Genomic DNA, 16,121 nt, shown 5'->3' on the forward strand with positions numbered 1-16,121 from the left:
CAAGCCGCCAGGCCCGGTCCTCAGCCCTGGGTGGCCGCCAGCGGGTTGCGCAGGCGGATGTGCAGCTCGCGCAGCTGCTTTTCGTCCACGGGCGAAGGTGCCTGCGTCAGCAGGTCCTGGGCGCGCTGGGTCTTGGGGAAGGCGATCACGTCACGGATGGAGTCGGCACCCGTCATCAGCGTGATCAGGCGGTCCAGGCCGAAGGCCAGGCCACCGTGCGGGGGCGCGCCGTACTGCAGCGCGTCCAGCAGGTAGCCGAACTTGGCGCGAGCGTCTTCGGGCGAGATCTTGAGCGCGTCAAACACCTTGCTCTGCACGTCGGCGCGGTGGATACGCACCGAACCACCGCCCAGCTCCCAGCCGTTCAGGACCATGTCGTAGGCCTTGGCCAGGCAGTTGGCCGGGTCGGTGACCATGAGCTCCTCGTGGCCGTCCTTGGGCGAGGTGAAGGGATGGTGCACGGCCGCCCAGCGGTCGTTTTCCTCGTCGTGCTCGAACATGGGGAAGTCCACCACCCACAGCGGCGCCCAGCGGTTCTCGAACAGGCCGTTGGCCTTGCCGAATTCGCTGTGACCCACCTTCAGGCGCAGCGCGCCGATGGAGTCGTTGACGATCTTTTCCTTGTCGGCGCCGAAGAAGATGAGGTCGCCGTCCTGTGCGCCCGTGCGCTTGAGGATCTCGGCAATGGCCGCGTCATGCAGGTTCTTGACGATGGGAGACTGCAGGCCATCGCGGCCCTTGGCCACTTCGTTGACCTTGATCCAGGCCAGGCCCTTGGCGCCGTAGATCTTGACGAATTCGGTGTACTGGTCGATCTCGCCGCGCGAGATCTGCGAGCCGCCGGGCACGCGCAGCGCGACCACGCGGCCGCCCTTGGTCGTGGCGGGGGTGGAGAACACCTTGAAGTCCACGTCCTTCATGACTTCGGTCAGTTCGGTGAACTCGAGCTTGACGCGCAGGTCAGGCTTGTCCGAGCCGAAGCGGAAGGCCGCATCCTGGTACGTCATCATCGGGAACTCGCCCAGATCCACGTCCAGCTGGGTCTTGAAGACCTCGGTGATCATGCGCTGGAAGATGGCGCGGATTTCCTCTTCGTCCAGGAACGAGGTCTCGCAGTCGATCTGCGTGAACTCGGGCTGGCGGTCGGCGCGCAGGTCTTCGTCGCGGAAGCACTTGGTGATCTGGTAGTAGCGGTCGTAGCCGGCCACCATCAGCATCTGCTTGTACAGCTGGGGCGACTGCGGCAGGGCGAAGAACTCGCCATCGTGCACGCGGCTGGGCACCAGGTAGTCGCGCGCGCCTTCGGGCGTGCTCTTGCCCAGCATGGGCGTTTCGATGTCGATGAAGCCTTCCTTGTCCAGGAAGTTGCGCACCTGGATGGCCGTGCGGTAGCGCAGCATCATGTTGCGCTGCATGTAGGGGCGGCGCAGGTCCAGCACGCGGTTGGTCAGGCGCACGGTCTCGGACAGGTTCTCGTCGTCCAGCTGGAACGGGGGCGTAACCGAGGCGTTGAGCACGTTCAGCTCGTGGCACAGCACTTCGATCTGGCCGCTCTTGAGCTTGTCGTTGGTCGTGCCTTCGGGACGTGCGCGCACCAGGCCCTTGACCTGCACGCAGAACTCGTTGCGCAGGCCTTCGGCGGTCTTGAACATCTCGGCACGGTCGGGGTCGCAGACCACCTGCACATAGCCTTCGCGGTCGCGCAGGTCGATGAAGATCACGCCGCCATGGTCGCGGCGACGGTTCACCCAGCCGCACAGGGTAACGGTTTCGCCCATCAGGGCTTCGGTCACTAGACCGCAGTAATGGGAGCGCATGGCCATGATGAAAAGCTTCCTGCGCCCGGGACGGGCGCGACAGTTTGTTATTTGGATTCCGCGGGCAGTGTGAGATCCGGAGGAGTCACCACGCCCATCGAAACAATGTACTTGAGCGCGGCATCCACGCTCATTTCCAGCTCGATGCAATCGCTCTTGCGAACGATGACGAAATAGCCGCCCGTCGGGTTCGGCGTTGTCGGCACGAAGACGCTCAGGTATTCGTCACGCAGATAGGCGGCGACCTCTCCGCTGGGCGAGCCGGTGACGAAGGCCACGGTCCAGACGCCTTCGCGCGGCCACTGCACCAGCACGGCGGTGCGAAACGCATTGCCACTGTCCGAGAAGACGGTGTCGGACACCTGCTTGACGCTGGAATAGATGGAGCGCACCACGGGAATGCGGCTGACCACCGCATCGCCCCAGGAGACAAGCTTGCGGCCGATGAAGTTGCTGGCCGCAGCGCCAACCACCAGCAGGATCAGCAGCGTGAGCACCACGCCGAAGCCGGGAATGTGGAAACCCAGCAGCCGGTCCGGATGCCAGGCCTCGGGCAGGATGGCCAGCGTCTGGTCCAGCGTGCCGATGATCCAGTTGAGCACGCCCAGCGTGATCACCAGAGGAACAATCACCAGCAGGCCGGCGAACAGCCATTTGCGCAGAGCGGACATGAGAAATGCAAGCCTTGATTAATGGCCCGTGGAGGGTGCGGGAGCAGATGCGGGGGCCGCAGCAGGCGCAGTTGCCGCAGGTGCGGCAGATGTATCCGAGGCCTGGGTGTCTGCCGCTGGAGCCGGCGTGGCGGCGCTCTTGCTGCCGCTGTTCTTGAAGTCGGTCGCGTACCAGCCCGAGCCCTTGAGCTGGAAGCCGGCAGCCGTCAGCTGCTTGGAAAAGGCCTCGGCACCACAGGCCGGGCAGGTCGTCAGCGGAGCATCCGAGATTTTCCGCAGCACGTCCTTGGCATGACCGCAGGAGCCACACTTGTATGCATAAATAGGCATGGCGCTAATGCTTATACGAGAGAAGATGCAAAACTTTCGATTATAGGCATCCGCCCGATACTGCGGCTGCCTTGCCCCCAAAGGCCCAGGCCGGAGAGCCGCAAGCCGCATGCATCAGTCGGTACCTGATGGCCCCGAAATGCAAAATGCCAGTCGCGGGGACTGGCATTCCATCAGGGCGGTGCCGGCAAGCCCCGCTGCCGGGGCGCCTGCCGCGTCCATGTTCAGCGCCGTGCCCGGCGCCGCTGCATCCCCATACCGGCTAGCATGACGGCAAGGCCCATCAGCACCAGGGCAGGCACCCCGGTGGCGGGGACCGGCTCCGGCGTCAATGCGGCAGCAACCACCAACTCCTGGTCACGCGAATTGTTGGCCGGCTCCGGGTCCGTGGTTCCACTGACCGCCGTCACCGTGGCTGTCAGGCTGCCCTGCGTGGTGGGCGTGAAGCTCACCGTGCAGGAAATGCTGGCACCCGAGGCCAGCGGCGCGCCAGTCGGCACCGCAGGCGTGCATGAGGTGCTGGCACCTGCCGGCAGCCCTGCGATGGAGCAATTGGCAAAGGCCGCCGCATTGGGGCCGGCATTCGTGCAGACGAACGATCCCTTCACGGGAACACCCACGTTGGCGGTGGCCGGCAGCGTGACGCTGGAGGCCTGCATGTCGGCCCGCTCCACGGGGTTGAAGGGGTGGGCCTTGGTGTTGTTGGCCGGCACCGGATCCACCGTGCTGCTGCTCGCCGTCACCAAGGCCGCGATGGTGCCCGTTGTGGTGGGCGTGAACTGCACTGTGCAGGCGATGCTGCCGCCCGATGCCAATGGCGAGGCCGTGGGGACGCTGGGCGTGCAGGACGTGGTCGCCCCGGCTGGCAGGCCGGAGATCACGCACGAAGCCGCCGTCGCCGCACTGGGGCCGGCATTGGTGCAGCTGAAGCTGCCGGACACCGGCACGCCCACCGTCATGGTCGTGGGAAGCGTGATGGAGGTGGCCTGCATGTCGGCCGCTGGCGCAACCGCCAGCACAGCCAGTGTGGCCGGCTGGTTCAGGCCAATAAGACTGAGGTTGGAAGGACCGTTGGTGAAGCTGCCTGTCGCGGTCGGACGCACGTCGAGGCTCACCTCGCAGAAGGCGGCGCCCTGGGCCAGGTCTCCGTTGGACACGGTCACGGTGCTGCCGCCTGCTGCAGCCTGCACGGTCGTGCCGGGGCAGGTGGTGCTGGCATTGCCCTCGACGACCAGTCCTGCAGGCAGGTTGTCGGTAAACGACCAGCCTCGCTTGCGCAGCAGATCGGTCGTATTGGTGATGGTCATGGTCAGCCGGGAGACCTGGCCGAGGTGGATGCTGGCAGGCGAGAAGGCCTTGTCCAGCTGCGGCGTGACATCGATGATCTGCGCGTTGTCGATCGACGAATCGTTGCCCATGGAGCTGGTCTGGTCGTTGTGCAGAACAAACCCGACAGAGGCTCCGCTGAAGAGCAGGGCTCCGGGAGAGGTCACTGTCTGGGCCCTGGCCGTTTGTATGATCCCAATACCGATAGGCATCGTATTGAACGACACACCATCCACGCATGGATCGACAGCGTTCATGGAGATGGGCAGTTCCGCATTAGCGTCATTGACAAGAGAAAAACGCAGCAACGGAGCGACGAATCCTGACGAGCAGAAGTTCGCCACCACATCGGCACGGGCCGTGAGGAATCTGCTGCCGGAACTTTGCGGAATATTGGCCTTGGTGCGAAAGGCAATTGCGCCAGCAGGAAAGGTCCCATTCGCTGTAAGCATCGCCATGACGTGATTTTTGACCGCATCCGCCGCACTCTGGCCCTGATAGCGCCCTGCGACCTCCGCCATCTGCTGCAGGGCGTTCCAATTGCCTTGGGAACCGCAGGCCGCACTCATCGTCGCCGAAGTTGGATCCTGGTTGAAGGACGTGACTATGCCATTGCACTGGTTGGCGCTCATCCGGTACAGGGGGTCGGCGGTATACATCTGCCCCGCAGGGTCCGCGCCCTGGTAGACCAGCAGATCCCGCCCCTCCGTGGTGATGGGGGGTGTCTGCGGGTTTTCGAAGTCCTCGCTCCAGACAATGACCGGAGCGACCGGAATCCTCGGCGCAGCCATTGCCACCTGGCCGCACAGGGCTGGCACAAGCAAGGCGCCTCCAAGCCAACTCCATCGGAACCGGACGCCAGCGACAGGCCGCAGCTTCAGCCGGCGAGCCCTCGCAATCAGTTTGAGTGTTTTCATGACGGTGCTTCCTCCCAAGCGTTTGCTATTCGGAGGTCCGCCGTACTGTCACGACCTGTGCTTCACACCACCCAAGTCAGCATTCCGGGACCTCCACAATCCCAGCCGCCGACTATATAGTTAATAACTATTGATGATTGTCATCAATTGTTTTCTCAAATAACGAGGCAGCGGCGCTTACCTTTCGGGGCTGAATTCAAGAATGTCTGCGCTGCGATTGGCCAGCCACTGCGGTGCCAGTGACCCGCCCACCATCCCCGTCACAGCCGCCAGCAGGCCCGCCAATTGCTGCGGAAATGCCTCGTGCAAAGCCGGCGTGGCCATGAAGACCACCCACACGCCAATGCCCAGTGCCACGGCGCAAATGGCGCCCTGCGTGGTGGCGCGCTTCCAGTACAGCCCGAAGACCAGCGGCACGAAGGCGCCGACCAGCGGCACCTGGTAGGCGCTGGAGACCAGCTCATAGATGGGCGTTCCTTCCATCTTGATCGAGTAGGCCAGCACGCAGATGCTGAAGACGAGCACGCTGATGCGCATGGCCAGCAGCATTTCCCGGTCGCTGGCCTGGGTGCGGAACTGGCGCCAGATGTTCTCGGTGAAGGTCACACTGGGCGCCAGCAGCGTGGCCGAGGCACAGGACTTGATGGCCGACAGCAGCGCGCCGAAGAACAGCACCTGCATGACGAAGGGCATCTTGTCCATGACCAGGGTGGGCAGCACCTTCTGCGGGTCCTGCTTGAGCAGTTCCGCAGCCTCCTGCGGCATGATGATCAGCGCGCTGGCCACGAGGAACATGGGTACGAAGGCGAAGCAGATATAGGCCGAGCCACCGATGACGGTGCCGCGCGTGGCGGCCTTCTCGCTGTGGGCCGACATCACGCGCTGGAACACGTCCTGCTGGGGAATGGAGCCCAGCATCATGGTGATGGCCGCGCCAAAGAAGAAGAGGATTTCATGCCAGCTGGGCTCGGGCCAGAACTGGAACAGATCGCGGCTCACGGCCAGGTCGATGACCTTGCCGGCACCGCCAGCCATGTCGCTGGCAAACCAGGCCAGCACCACCAGGCCGACGACCAGGATGATCATCTGCAGGAAGTCCGTCACCGCCACCGACCACATGCCGCCGAACAGCGTATAGGCCAGGATGGACACCACGCCGATGGCCATGCCCACGGGAATGCTGACCGTGCCGCCCGACAGCAGGTTGAACACCAGGCCCAGGGCCGTGACCTGGGCCGAGACCCAGCCCAGGTAGCTGAGCATGATGATCAGCGAGCAGACGATCTCGATGGACCGGCCATAGCGATGGCGGTAGTAGTCGCTGATGGTCAGCAGCGTCATGCGGTACAGCTTGCCCGCGAAGAACAGGCCCACCAGGATCAGGCACATGCCAGCGCCGAACGGGTCTTCGACCACGCCGCGCAGGCCGCCCTCGATGAACTTGGCGGGCACGCCGAGCACGATCTCCGAGCCGAACCACGTGGCAAACGTGGTGGTGATGATCATGTACATGGGCAGATGGCGCCCGGCAATTGCGAAGTCGGCCGTGTTCTTGACCCGCCTGGCCGCCCACAGGCCGATGGCGATGGTCACGAACAGGTAGGCGATCACCATAGAGAGCAGCACGCTGGCACTCCTGTTTCAAAGTGGGAAAAGGGAGAGGTCCGGAAACCCGTCAGTGTTCTCAGTACCAGCGCAGCCGCACCACCAGTTGCAGCAGGATCAGCGCGATGACAAAGCCGATGCCGGCGCTGACGATGGCCTGCAACAGGCGGTTGGTGAGCTTTTGCTGCTGCAGCAGCTCCTTGAGCAGTTCGTCGTGCTCGCCGGAGTTGCGCGTGAGCCGGCGATGGATCAGGCGCGGCAGCTCGGGAATGAGCTTGGCATAGCGCGGCGCCTCGGCCAGCAGTTCGCGCCACAGTCGTTGCGGGCCCATCTGGTCCAGCATCCATTTTTCGAGGAAGGGCTTGGCCGTGCTCCACAGGTCCAGGTTGGGGTCCAGCTGGCGCCCCAGGCCTTCGATGTTGAGCAGCGTCTTTTGCAGCAGCACCAGTTGCGGCTGGATCTCGACTTGAAAGCGGCGCGAAGTCTGGAACAGGCGCATCAGCACCATGCCCAGCGAAATCTCGGCCAGCGGACGGTCGAAGTATGGCTCGCAGACGGCGCGGATGGCTGCCTCCAGCTCGTCCACGCGCGTGCTCGGCGGCACCCAGCCGCTTTCGATGTGCAGCTCGGCCACGCGCTTGTAGTCACGGCGGAAGAACGCAGTGAAGTTCTGCGCCAGGTATTCCTTGTCGTACTCGGTCAGCGTGCCGACGATGCCGAAGTCCAGCGAGATGTAGCGCCCGAAGGTCTCGGGCTCCAGGCTGACCATGATGTTGCCCGGGTGCATGTCGGCGTGAAAGAAGCCATCGCGAAAGACCTGGGTGAAGAAGATGGTCACGCCGTCGCGTGCCAGCTTGGGGATGTCCACGCCGGCTTCGCGCAGGCGCTCGACCTGGCTGATGGGCACGCCGGTCATGCGCTGCATGACCATCACGTCGTTGCGGCAGAAATCCCAGTACACCTCGGGGATCAGCACCAGGTCCAGCCCTTCCATGTTGCGGCGCAGCTGCGCGGCGTTGGAGGCTTCGCGGATCAGGTCCAGCTCGTCGTGCAGGTAGTTGTCGAACTCGGCCACGACCTGGCGGGGCTTGAGGCGCTTGCCGTCGGCCGACAGGCGCTCGACCCAGCGCGCCATCATGTGCATCAGCGCCAGGTCCTTGTCGATCACGGTCTTCATGCCCGGACGCAGCACCTTGACGGCCACGTCGCGCTGCACGCCGTTGCGGTCGCTGATCACGGCAAAGTGCACCTGGGCGATGGAGGCGCTGGCCACCGGCTCGCGCTCGAAGCTCACGAAGATCTGGTCCAGCTTCTTGCGGAAGGCGCGCTCGATGGTGTCCACTGCAATCTGCGAATCGAAGGGGGGCACGCGGTCCTGCAACCGGGCCAGCTCCTCGGCCACGTCGGGCGGCATCAGGTCGCTGCGCGTGGACAGCACCTGGCCAAATTTCACGAAGATGGGCCCCAGCTCCTCCAGGGCCTCGCGCAGGCGCTGGCCGCGCGGTTTATCCAGCCGCCGGCCGAGCGTGAGCACCGCGCGTGCGCGGCGCATCCAGGGATGCTCGAAGCTCGACAGCACCAGTTCGTCGAGTCCGTAGCGGAACACCACCCAGAGGATGGTCAGCCCGCGAAGAAACCGGCTCATGGCTTGTCGTTCTCGAAACCGGGCAGGGATACCACGGGGGAACCAACGGGCGCGCTGGCGGGCGCTGCCGCACGTGCGGCCTCGGGGGCGGGGGCATCGGCATCGGGCTTGCCGGCCATGCGGGCGCCCACGAACTGGCGCAGCGCCTGGGCGGCGCTGCGCGCGACCTTGGCCACGGTGTGCGCGGGCGCATCGCCGATGATGCGGGCCAGGTCTTCCTCCACGTCCCATTCGACGTGGTCCACCAGCCAGTTGATGTCGGCGGCCAGTTGCACGTCGCCCTCGATGCGGATGGAGGGCTTGTCGCCGCGCAGGGCCACCTGGGCCAGGGCCAGCGGGGAGGTCTCGGTGACTTCAAGCAGCAGGTCGGGCTGCGCGCCTTCGGGAGCCACGTTGAACAGGCCGGCGGGCGTGATCTGCAGGGCCATGGAGTAGCCGCGCCACTGCACGCGCGCCACGCGGCCCTTTTGCCGCACGAGGCGCTCCATCGCCTCTTTCTCCTGCATCAGCACATGGTTGAGGAACAGCACGAGGCGCTGATGCACCTCGCTGACCAGCCATTGCGGCGGTTGCGGACCGGCCATCACGCGTTCCATGAGACCGTTCAGAAAAGAAAAAGGGGACTGTGTTGCCATAGTCCCCGATTATTCCCGAAGTAAGAGGATGCGGCCGACGCAAATCCGGTCGAGACAAGTGGCCAGCCCATGGCGTGACCGCCTGTCGCATCCCTGGCTTGCGCCGGTCCTCTGCAAATTACTTACTGCAGTGCCTGGACGCCGGCGACCAGCCAGCCGCTGCTGCCGCTCTTGGGCTTGGTCATGTTCCAGACCTCGCGGAAGGGCGTGGGGCCTGCCGAGGCGTCCTCGCGGATCATTCCCGAGAATTCCACGCTGGCCATGTAGTCATTGCCCAGATCCTCGATGCCCAGCAACTGGGCATCGATCATGACCACGTCGGTCTGGTTGGGCTGGCCAGGGCGCTGCACCTCGCGCTCGCTGAGCTGGCCACGGATCTCGGTCAGCATCTCGTCGGTCATCATGGCGCGCAGCGAAGCGATGTCCGAGCGGTCCCATGCCGATTGCAGCGTGACGAAGTTGCGCTTGGCAGCCGTCAGGAAGCCTTCGGTGTCGAAGCCTTCAGGCACACCCCAGTTCTGCGAGCCTGCCAGGGCAGAGCCGATCTGCACGCCGGAACCCGAGGCCAGGGCGGCCGGCTGGTGGTTCTGCTCCCAGGGACGGGCCGAGGCGTCGTTGCCGACCTTCTCGGGGTTGTACTGGCGTGCCAGCGGTGCGCTGTCCACGTTGCCACCCATGTTGCCCGCGCCCGCAGGGGCCGCGTTCTGGAAGGCGAAGGGGCTGGACGATGCCTGCTGCGCGCCGGCCGCTGCACGGCGCGAGCGCATGACCATGCCCACCACGACCATGATGACCAGGGCCAGCAGGGCGATCAGCAGGAACTGGCCGAAGGCGGCGCCCAGACCCAGCGAGTGGGCCAGCCATGCCAGACCCAGGCCGGCGGCCAGGCCGCCGAGCATGGCGCCCCAGGGCTTCTTGGCCGGAGCGGCTGCAGGCGGCGTGGCAGGCTTGCCCGCAGCGTTCTGTGTGGCGGCGTTCTGCGGCGGCGTGTTCTGCGCCGGCGCGCGCGTAGCTTCACGCTGCGTCACATTGCTCGACTGCTTGCCCACCGATCCGCCACCGCCCATGCGCTTGGCGTCGGCCGTGCCGTGGACCACCACCAGCATCGCGACCAAGACCATAGACCATAGCTTTTTCATGTCATCTCCTCGAATAATCGTGTTGCCGTCACCTCACCGAACGCCTCGCGCGCTCAGCACTTGATTCCCACATGCAGGGCCGCAATGCCGCCCGTCATGTTGTGATAGTCCACATGGCCGAAGCCGCATTCCTGCATCAGGCGCTTGAGATCCTCCTGGCCGGGGTGCATGCGGATGGACTCGGCCAGATAGCGGTAGCTGGCGTCATCGCCCGCCACGAGCTTGCCCATGGCCGGAAGAATCTTGAAGGAGTACCAGTCGTAGGCTTTCTCCAGGGGCTTGGCCACCTTGGAGAACTCCAGCACCAGCAGCTTGCCGCCGGGGCGCAGGACACGGTTCATTTCCTTGAGCGCCGCATCCTTGTGGGTCATGTTGCGCAGGCCGAAGGCCACGCTGACCAGATCGAAATGGTTGTCGGGAAACGGCAGGGCTTCTGCATCGCAGACCATGGTGGGCAGGATGACGCCCTTGTCGATCAGGCGGTCGCGGCCCACGCGCAGCATGGCCTCGTTGATGTCGGTGTGCACCACCTGGCCGGTGGAGCCGACCTTCTTGGCGAAGGCCAGGGCCAGATCGCCCGTGCCACCCGCGATGTCCAGCGCCTTGTCGCCTTCCTTGAGGTTGGCCACCATCACCGTATAGGCCTTCCAGGCACGGTGCAGACCACCCGACATCAGGTCGTTCATGACGTCGTAGCGCGAAGCGACCGAGTCGAACACGCCGCGCACGCGGCTGGCCTTCTCGCGCTCGTCCACCGACTGGAATCCGAAATGTGTGGTGCTCATAACAACGATGCTAAGCAAGCAGTAGTAATGCGTACAGCGACAACCCCGTGTGGCCACGGGCTTTGCCGGGCAAGGGTTATCAAGAACAAACAGCTTGAAACGCCTTCAAACAAAGACTTTCAAGCTATTTTAAATATAGCACTACCCCCAATAACCCTGTGCCATACAGAGGTCCGGAATGTGGTGCGAGGGGAACGGCGCCATACAGCGCGCACCCGTGCGCGGCGTCAGTGGCTGCCGCAGCCGTGTCCGCCGCCGCTGGCCTTGCCGGGCATGGGCGTGTCGCGGTCCATGCCGGACTCCTGCAGCCGGTCCAGGTACTGCGCCCAGAACTCGTCCTGGCGGCGGCCCAGTTCGTAGAGGTATTCCCAGGTGTAAAGGCCGCTTTCATGCCCGTCGCTGAAGAAGGGCTTGATGGCGTAGTTGCCCACGGGCTCGATGGCCGTGATGGACACCTCGCGCTTGCCCGTCTGCAGCACTTCCTGGCCCGGGCCATGGCCCTGGACTTCGGCCGAGGGCGAGTACACGCGCAGCAGCTCGAAGGGGATGCGAAAGCTTGCGCCGTCGGAATAGGCCACTTCCAGCACGCGCGATGCGCCGTGCACGGTCAGGGCTTCGGGGGTTGGGGTGTCAGGGGTCAGGCCGGCCATGCGGTGCTCCTCATTCAGTGGCGGGGTGCTGCTGCCAGGCATCGAGTGCCTGGACCAGCGCCGTGTCTATGGCTGGCAAGTGCGCTGCCACCTCGGCCTCGCGCTCGCCATTGCGCGGGCGCTGGGCCGGAGCCCAGACCGCGCCCGGGAAATGGCTGTCCCAGTCAAAGCGCGCAATCACATGCCAGTGCAGGTGCGGCACCATGTTGCCCAGCGCCGCCAGGTTGATCTTGGCCGGCGCAAGGCGCTCACGCAAGACGCGTTCGACCAGGACCACGGCATCCATGCAGTGCTGGCGGTCGGCGGCGTCCAGGTCGGAGAACTCGGCCGCATGCGCATTCCAGACCACGCGGTAGAAGGCCGGAAAGCCTTCTTCCTGCGCGCGGATCACTCGCAGGCGCGGGCCGCGCCAGATGGGCACGCCGCCTTCTGTGGCGCACAGGGGGCAGGAAGCGGGAGCAGCCATCAGACCAGAACCCGTTCGATGCCGCCGGCGTTGGCGCGCTGCACGTACTCGGCCATCCAGTTCTCGCCCAGGATCTGGCGCGCCATCTCGACCACGATGTAGTCGGCTTCCAGCAGGCCATTGTTCATATCACCACCGTAGCGCGACAGGCCCTGCAGGCAGCTGGGGCAGCTGGTGAGGATCTTCACGTTGTCCTTCTCGGCCAGGGCGCCGCTGGCGCGCAGCGCGGCCTCGCCCTTCTTGAGTTCCTCTTCCTTGCGGAAGCGGATCTGCGTGGAGATGTCGGGGCGCGTGACGCCCAGCGTGCCCGATTCGCCGCAGCAGCGCTCGCTCTTGACCACTCCCTCACCCACCAGCGCCTTGACGGTCTTCATCGGGTCCTGCAGCTTCATGGGCGAGTGGCAGGGATCGTGGTAGAGGTAGCCCTCCTTGCCCTGCAGCGTCACGCCCTTTTCCAGCAGGTATTCGTGGATGTCGATGATGCGGCTGCCCGGGAAGATCTTGCCGAACTCGTAGCCCTGCAACTGGTCGTAGCAGGTGCCGCAGCTGACCACCACGGTCTTGATGTCCAGGTAGTTGAGCGTGGTGGCGACGCGGTGGAAGAGCACGCGGTTGTCCGTGATCATCTTCTCGGCCTTGTCGAACTGGCCGCTGCCGCGCTGGGGATAGCCGCAGCACAGGTAGCCCGGTGGCAGCACGGTCTGCACGCCGGCATGCCAGAGCATGGCCTGGGTGGCCAGGCCCACCTGGCTGAACAGGCGCTCGGAGCCGCAGCCGGGGAAGTAGAACACCGCCTCGGTGTCCGCGCTCGTGGTCTGCGGGCTGCGGATGATGGGCACGTAGTCCTTGTCCTCGATGTCCAGAAGGGCGCGCGCCGTCTTGTTGGGCAGGCCGCCGGGCAGCTTCTTGTTGACGAAGTGGATCACCTGCTCCTTGAGAGGAGCGCGCCCCACCGAGGCGGGCGGACGCTGGGTCTGCTTCCTGGCCAGGCTGTGCAGCACGTCGGAGGCCAGGCGCTGGGCCTTGAAGCCCACGCCGACCATGGCCGAGCGCATGAACTTGATGGTGTCCGGATTGGTGGCGTTGAGCATGGCCATGGCCAGCTTGTTGCCAGGCCTGAAGCTCTTCTTGTCCATCTTGCGCAGCAGGTTGCGCATGTTCATGGTCACGTCGCCGAAGTCGATCTTCACCGGGCAGGGATTGAAGCACTTGTGGCAGACCGTGCAGTGGTCCGACACGTCCTCGAACTCCTGCCAGTGGCGCAGCGACACGCCGCGGCGCGTCTGCTCCTCGTAGAGGAAGGCCTCGACCAGCAGCGAGGTCGCCAGGATCTTGTTGCGCGGGCTGTACAGCAGGTTGGCGCGCGGCACGTGGGTGGCGCACACGGGCTTGCACTTTCCGCAGCGCAGGCAGTCCTTGACCGAGTCGGCAATGGCGCCAATGTCGCTCTGCTGCATGATCAGCGACTCGTGCCCCATCAGGCCGAAGCTGGGCGTGTAGGCGTTGGTCAGGTCGGCGAACATCAGCGATTCGCGCGGCGAGCGGCCGTCATGGCTCTGGCCTACCACGGCCTGCAGCTTCTCGTTGCGGATCAGCTTGCCCTTGTTGAAGCGGCCTTCGGGGTCCACGCGCTGCTTGTAGGCGGCAAAGGGCGCCAGCTCGTCGTCGCTGAGGAATTCCAGCTTGGTGATGCCGATGCCGTGCTCGCCCGAGATCACGCCGTCCAGATGGCGCGCAAGCACCATGATGCGTGCCACGGCCTCATGGGCGGTCTGCAGCATCTCGTAGTCGTCGCTGTTGACCGGAATATTGGTGTGCACGTTGCCGTCGCCAGCGTGCATGTGCAGCGCCACCCAGACACGGCCCTTGAGCACGCGCTGGTGGATGGCGTTGACTTCGGCCAGCAGCGGCTGGAAGGCCGCGCCCGCGAAGATCTGGGCCATGGGCGCCTTCAGCTGGGTCTTCCAGCTGGCGCGCAGCGTGTGGTCCTGCAGCTGCGGGAAGAGGTTCTCGACATCGTCGAGCCAGCCCTGCCACAGCGTGCGCACGTCGACAACCAGGGCCAGGGCCTGCTGCACGCGGTCCTCCAGCAGCTCGGCCGAGGGGATGTCGCCCGCATCGTCCTGCTTGCCCAGCGGCAGGTCGCCGTGCTGGAAGAAGTCCGTCAGCGCATCGCACAGCTTGAGCTTGTTGCGCAGCGACAGTTCGATGTTGATGCGCTCGATGCCGTCCGTGTACTCCCACATGCGGGGCAGCGGGATCACCACGTCTTCGTTGATCTTGAAGGCGTTGGTGTGGCGCGAGATGGCGGCCGTGCGCTTGCGGTCCAGCCAGAATTTCTTGCGCGCCTCGGCGCTGACGGCCGTGAAGCCTTCGCCGTTGCGCGAGTTGGCAATGCGCACCACCTCGGCGGCCACGCGGGCCACATCGTCGGCGTTGTCGCCGGCAATGTCGCCCAGCAGCACCATCTTGGGCAGATGGCCGTTGCCCTTCTTGCTCTTGGTGGCGTAGCCCACGGCCTTCAGGTAGCGGTCGTCCAGGTGCTCCAGGCCGGCCAGCAGCACGCCCGAGCGCTTTTGCTCGGCGAACATGAAGTCCTTGATCTCGACGATGCTGGGCACGGCGTCCTTGGCGTTGCCGAAGAACTCCATGCAGACCGTGCGCGTGTGCTCGGGCATGCGGTGCACGACCCAGCGCGCGCTGGTGATCAGGCCGTCGCAGCCTTCCTTCTGGATGCCGGGCAGGCCCGACAGGAACTTGTCGGTCACGTCCTTGCCCAGGCCTTCCTTGCGGAATTTCTGGCCGGGAATGTCCAGCCGCTCGCTGCGGATGGGGGTCTTGCCGTCTGCCTCGAAGTACTGCAGCTCGAAGCTGGCCATCTCGGCGTCATGGATCTTGCCGAGGTTGTGGCCCACGCGCGTGACTTCCAGCCACTGTGCATCGGGCGTGACCATGCGCCAGGACACCAGGTTGTCCAGCGCCGTACCCCAGAGCACGGCCTTCTTGCCGCCCGCATTCATGGCGACATTGCCGCCGATGCACGAGGCCTCGGCCGATGTGGGGTCCACGGCGAAGACGAAGCCCGCGCGCTCGGCCGCATCGGCCACGCGCTGCGTGACCACGCCGGCTTCGGTGAAGATGGTGGGCACCTCATGGTCCACGCCGGGAATGCGGCGCATCTCCACCTCGGTCATGGCTTCGAGCTTTTCGGTGTTGATCACCACGCTGCGCCAGGTCAGCGGGATCGCACCGCCCGTGTAGCCCGTGCCGCCGCCGCGCGGAATGATGGTCAGGCGCAGCTCGATGCAGGCACGCACCAGGGCGGCCATCTCGGCTTCGGTATCGGGGGTGAGCACGACGAAGGGGTATTCGACGCGCCAGTCGGTGGCATCCGTCACATGGGCCACGCGCGACAGACCGTCGAACTTGATGTTGTCCTTGGCCGTGTGGCGGCCCAGGCTCTTTTGCACCCGGCGGCGCAGTTGCTCGGCCTCGACGAAGGTGGCGTTGAACTCATGCACGGCGCGGCGCGCTGCATCCACCAGCTGGCCCACCAGCGCATCGCGCACGGGGTCCTGCTGCGGAGCACGGCGCTTGTCGATCTCGCCCAGGCGGTGCTCCAGAGCCTCCACCAGCGACTTGCGGCGGTCGGGACTGTGCAGCAGGTCGTCCTGCAGGTAGGGATTGCGCTGAACGACCCAGATGTCCCCCAGCACCTCGTAGAGCATGCGGGCGGAGCGGCCCGTGCGCCGCTCCTGGCGCAGCTGGTTGAGCACATCCCACATGGACGTGCCCAGCAGGCGGATCACGATCTCGCGATCGGAAAACGAGGTGTAGTTGTAGGGAATCTCTCGCAGACGTGCAGGTTCGGCAGCCTGTGCCTGCAGGGCTGCCAACGCAATCGGTACATTCATGGGGTAGACCGTGTCTGGCGCTCTCGGGGCGCCGCTAAGCCAAGTGGGAGCGCAATTTTAAGCGAGCGCCCCGAGGATGCGCTTCCCACGGGGCTCTGGACGGCGCGCCGTCTTGGCCCGCGAAGCCAGCCCTCGCCAACGTGGCGGGATCTTGCGGAGCCCGGTGAAGGTGCCTTATACAGAAAGAGCACAAACGAGCCAATACGAACAACCCGGCTTTT

The 16,121-nt window shown here is 65.1% G+C and carries 12 protein-coding genes; all 12 read right to left on the reverse strand.

Annotated elements, in window-relative coordinates; all coding sequences use genetic code 11:
• Window positions 1-20 precede the first annotated feature (20 nt).
• A complete protein-coding gene (gene aspS / locus IAE24_RS11685) occupies window positions 21-1,823 on the reverse strand; it encodes an aspartate--tRNA ligase (protein WP_013800843.1) in 1,803 nt (600 codons plus the stop codon).
• Between the two features lie 41 nt (window positions 1,824-1,864).
• Window positions 1,865-2,488, reverse strand: coding sequence for a DUF502 domain-containing protein (locus IAE24_RS11690; protein ID WP_012207252.1), 624 nt, complete (start codon window positions 2,486-2,488; stop codon window positions 1,865-1,867).
• An 18-nt stretch (window positions 2,489-2,506) separates the two neighbouring features.
• On the reverse strand, window positions 2,507-2,818 hold the full coding sequence (locus IAE24_RS11695) for an FmdB family zinc ribbon protein (RefSeq protein ID WP_034396889.1): 312 nt from the start codon (window positions 2,816-2,818) through the stop codon (window positions 2,507-2,509).
• 224 nt (window positions 2,819-3,042) lie between these two features.
• Window positions 3,043-5,061: a DUF7933 domain-containing protein gene (locus IAE24_RS11700; protein ID WP_199960341.1), complete on the reverse strand. Its 2,019-nt coding sequence runs from the start codon at window positions 5,059-5,061 to the stop codon at window positions 3,043-3,045.
• A 177-nt stretch (window positions 5,062-5,238) separates the two neighbouring features.
• The gene (locus IAE24_RS11705; RefSeq protein ID WP_199960342.1) at window positions 5,239-6,687 is read right to left on the reverse strand and encodes a sodium:solute symporter family protein; all 1,449 of its coding nucleotides are present in this window, start codon (window positions 6,685-6,687) and stop codon (window positions 5,239-5,241) included.
• Between the two features lie 58 nt (window positions 6,688-6,745).
• On the reverse strand, window positions 6,746-8,311 hold the full coding sequence (ubiB, locus tag IAE24_RS11710; protein ID WP_013800840.1) for a ubiquinone biosynthesis regulatory protein kinase UbiB: 1,566 nt from the start codon (window positions 8,309-8,311) through the stop codon (window positions 6,746-6,748).
• Window positions 8,308-8,946: a ubiquinone biosynthesis accessory factor UbiJ gene (locus IAE24_RS11715; RefSeq protein WP_065345757.1), complete on the reverse strand. Its 639-nt coding sequence runs from the start codon at window positions 8,944-8,946 to the stop codon at window positions 8,308-8,310. Before IAE24_RS11715 ends, ubiB begins: the two co-directional genes overlap by 4 nt.
• Before the next feature lie 122 nt (window positions 8,947-9,068).
• The gene (locus IAE24_RS11720; RefSeq protein ID WP_012207258.1) at window positions 9,069-10,085 is read right to left on the reverse strand and encodes a Tim44 domain-containing protein; all 1,017 of its coding nucleotides are present in this window, start codon (window positions 10,083-10,085) and stop codon (window positions 9,069-9,071) included.
• 53 nt (window positions 10,086-10,138) lie between these two features.
• A complete protein-coding gene (gene ubiE / locus IAE24_RS11725) occupies window positions 10,139-10,870 on the reverse strand; it encodes a bifunctional demethylmenaquinone methyltransferase/2-methoxy-6-polyprenyl-1,4-benzoquinol methylase UbiE (protein ID WP_013800838.1) in 732 nt (243 codons plus the stop codon).
• A 227-nt stretch (window positions 10,871-11,097) separates the two neighbouring features.
• Window positions 11,098-11,520 carry a gamma-butyrobetaine hydroxylase-like domain-containing protein gene (locus IAE24_RS11730; protein WP_013800837.1) on the reverse strand — a complete coding sequence of 141 codons (423 nt, stop codon included), beginning with the start codon at window positions 11,518-11,520 and terminating at the stop codon, window positions 11,098-11,100.
• A gap of 10 nt (window positions 11,521-11,530) precedes the next feature.
• On the reverse strand, window positions 11,531-11,986 hold the full coding sequence (locus tag IAE24_RS11735) for an HIT family protein (RefSeq protein WP_199960343.1): 456 nt from the start codon (window positions 11,984-11,986) through the stop codon (window positions 11,531-11,533).
• On the reverse strand, window positions 11,986-15,900 hold the full coding sequence (locus IAE24_RS11740) for a DUF3683 domain-containing protein (protein ID WP_199960344.1): 3,915 nt from the start codon (window positions 15,898-15,900) through the stop codon (window positions 11,986-11,988). Before IAE24_RS11740 ends, IAE24_RS11735 begins: the two co-directional genes overlap by 1 nt.
• Between the last annotated feature and the right edge of the window lie 221 nt (window positions 15,901-16,121).

This window comes from Delftia sp. S65, assembly GCF_016516495.1.
Lineage (GTDB): Bacteria > Pseudomonadota > Gammaproteobacteria > Burkholderiales > Burkholderiaceae_C > Comamonas > Comamonas acidovorans.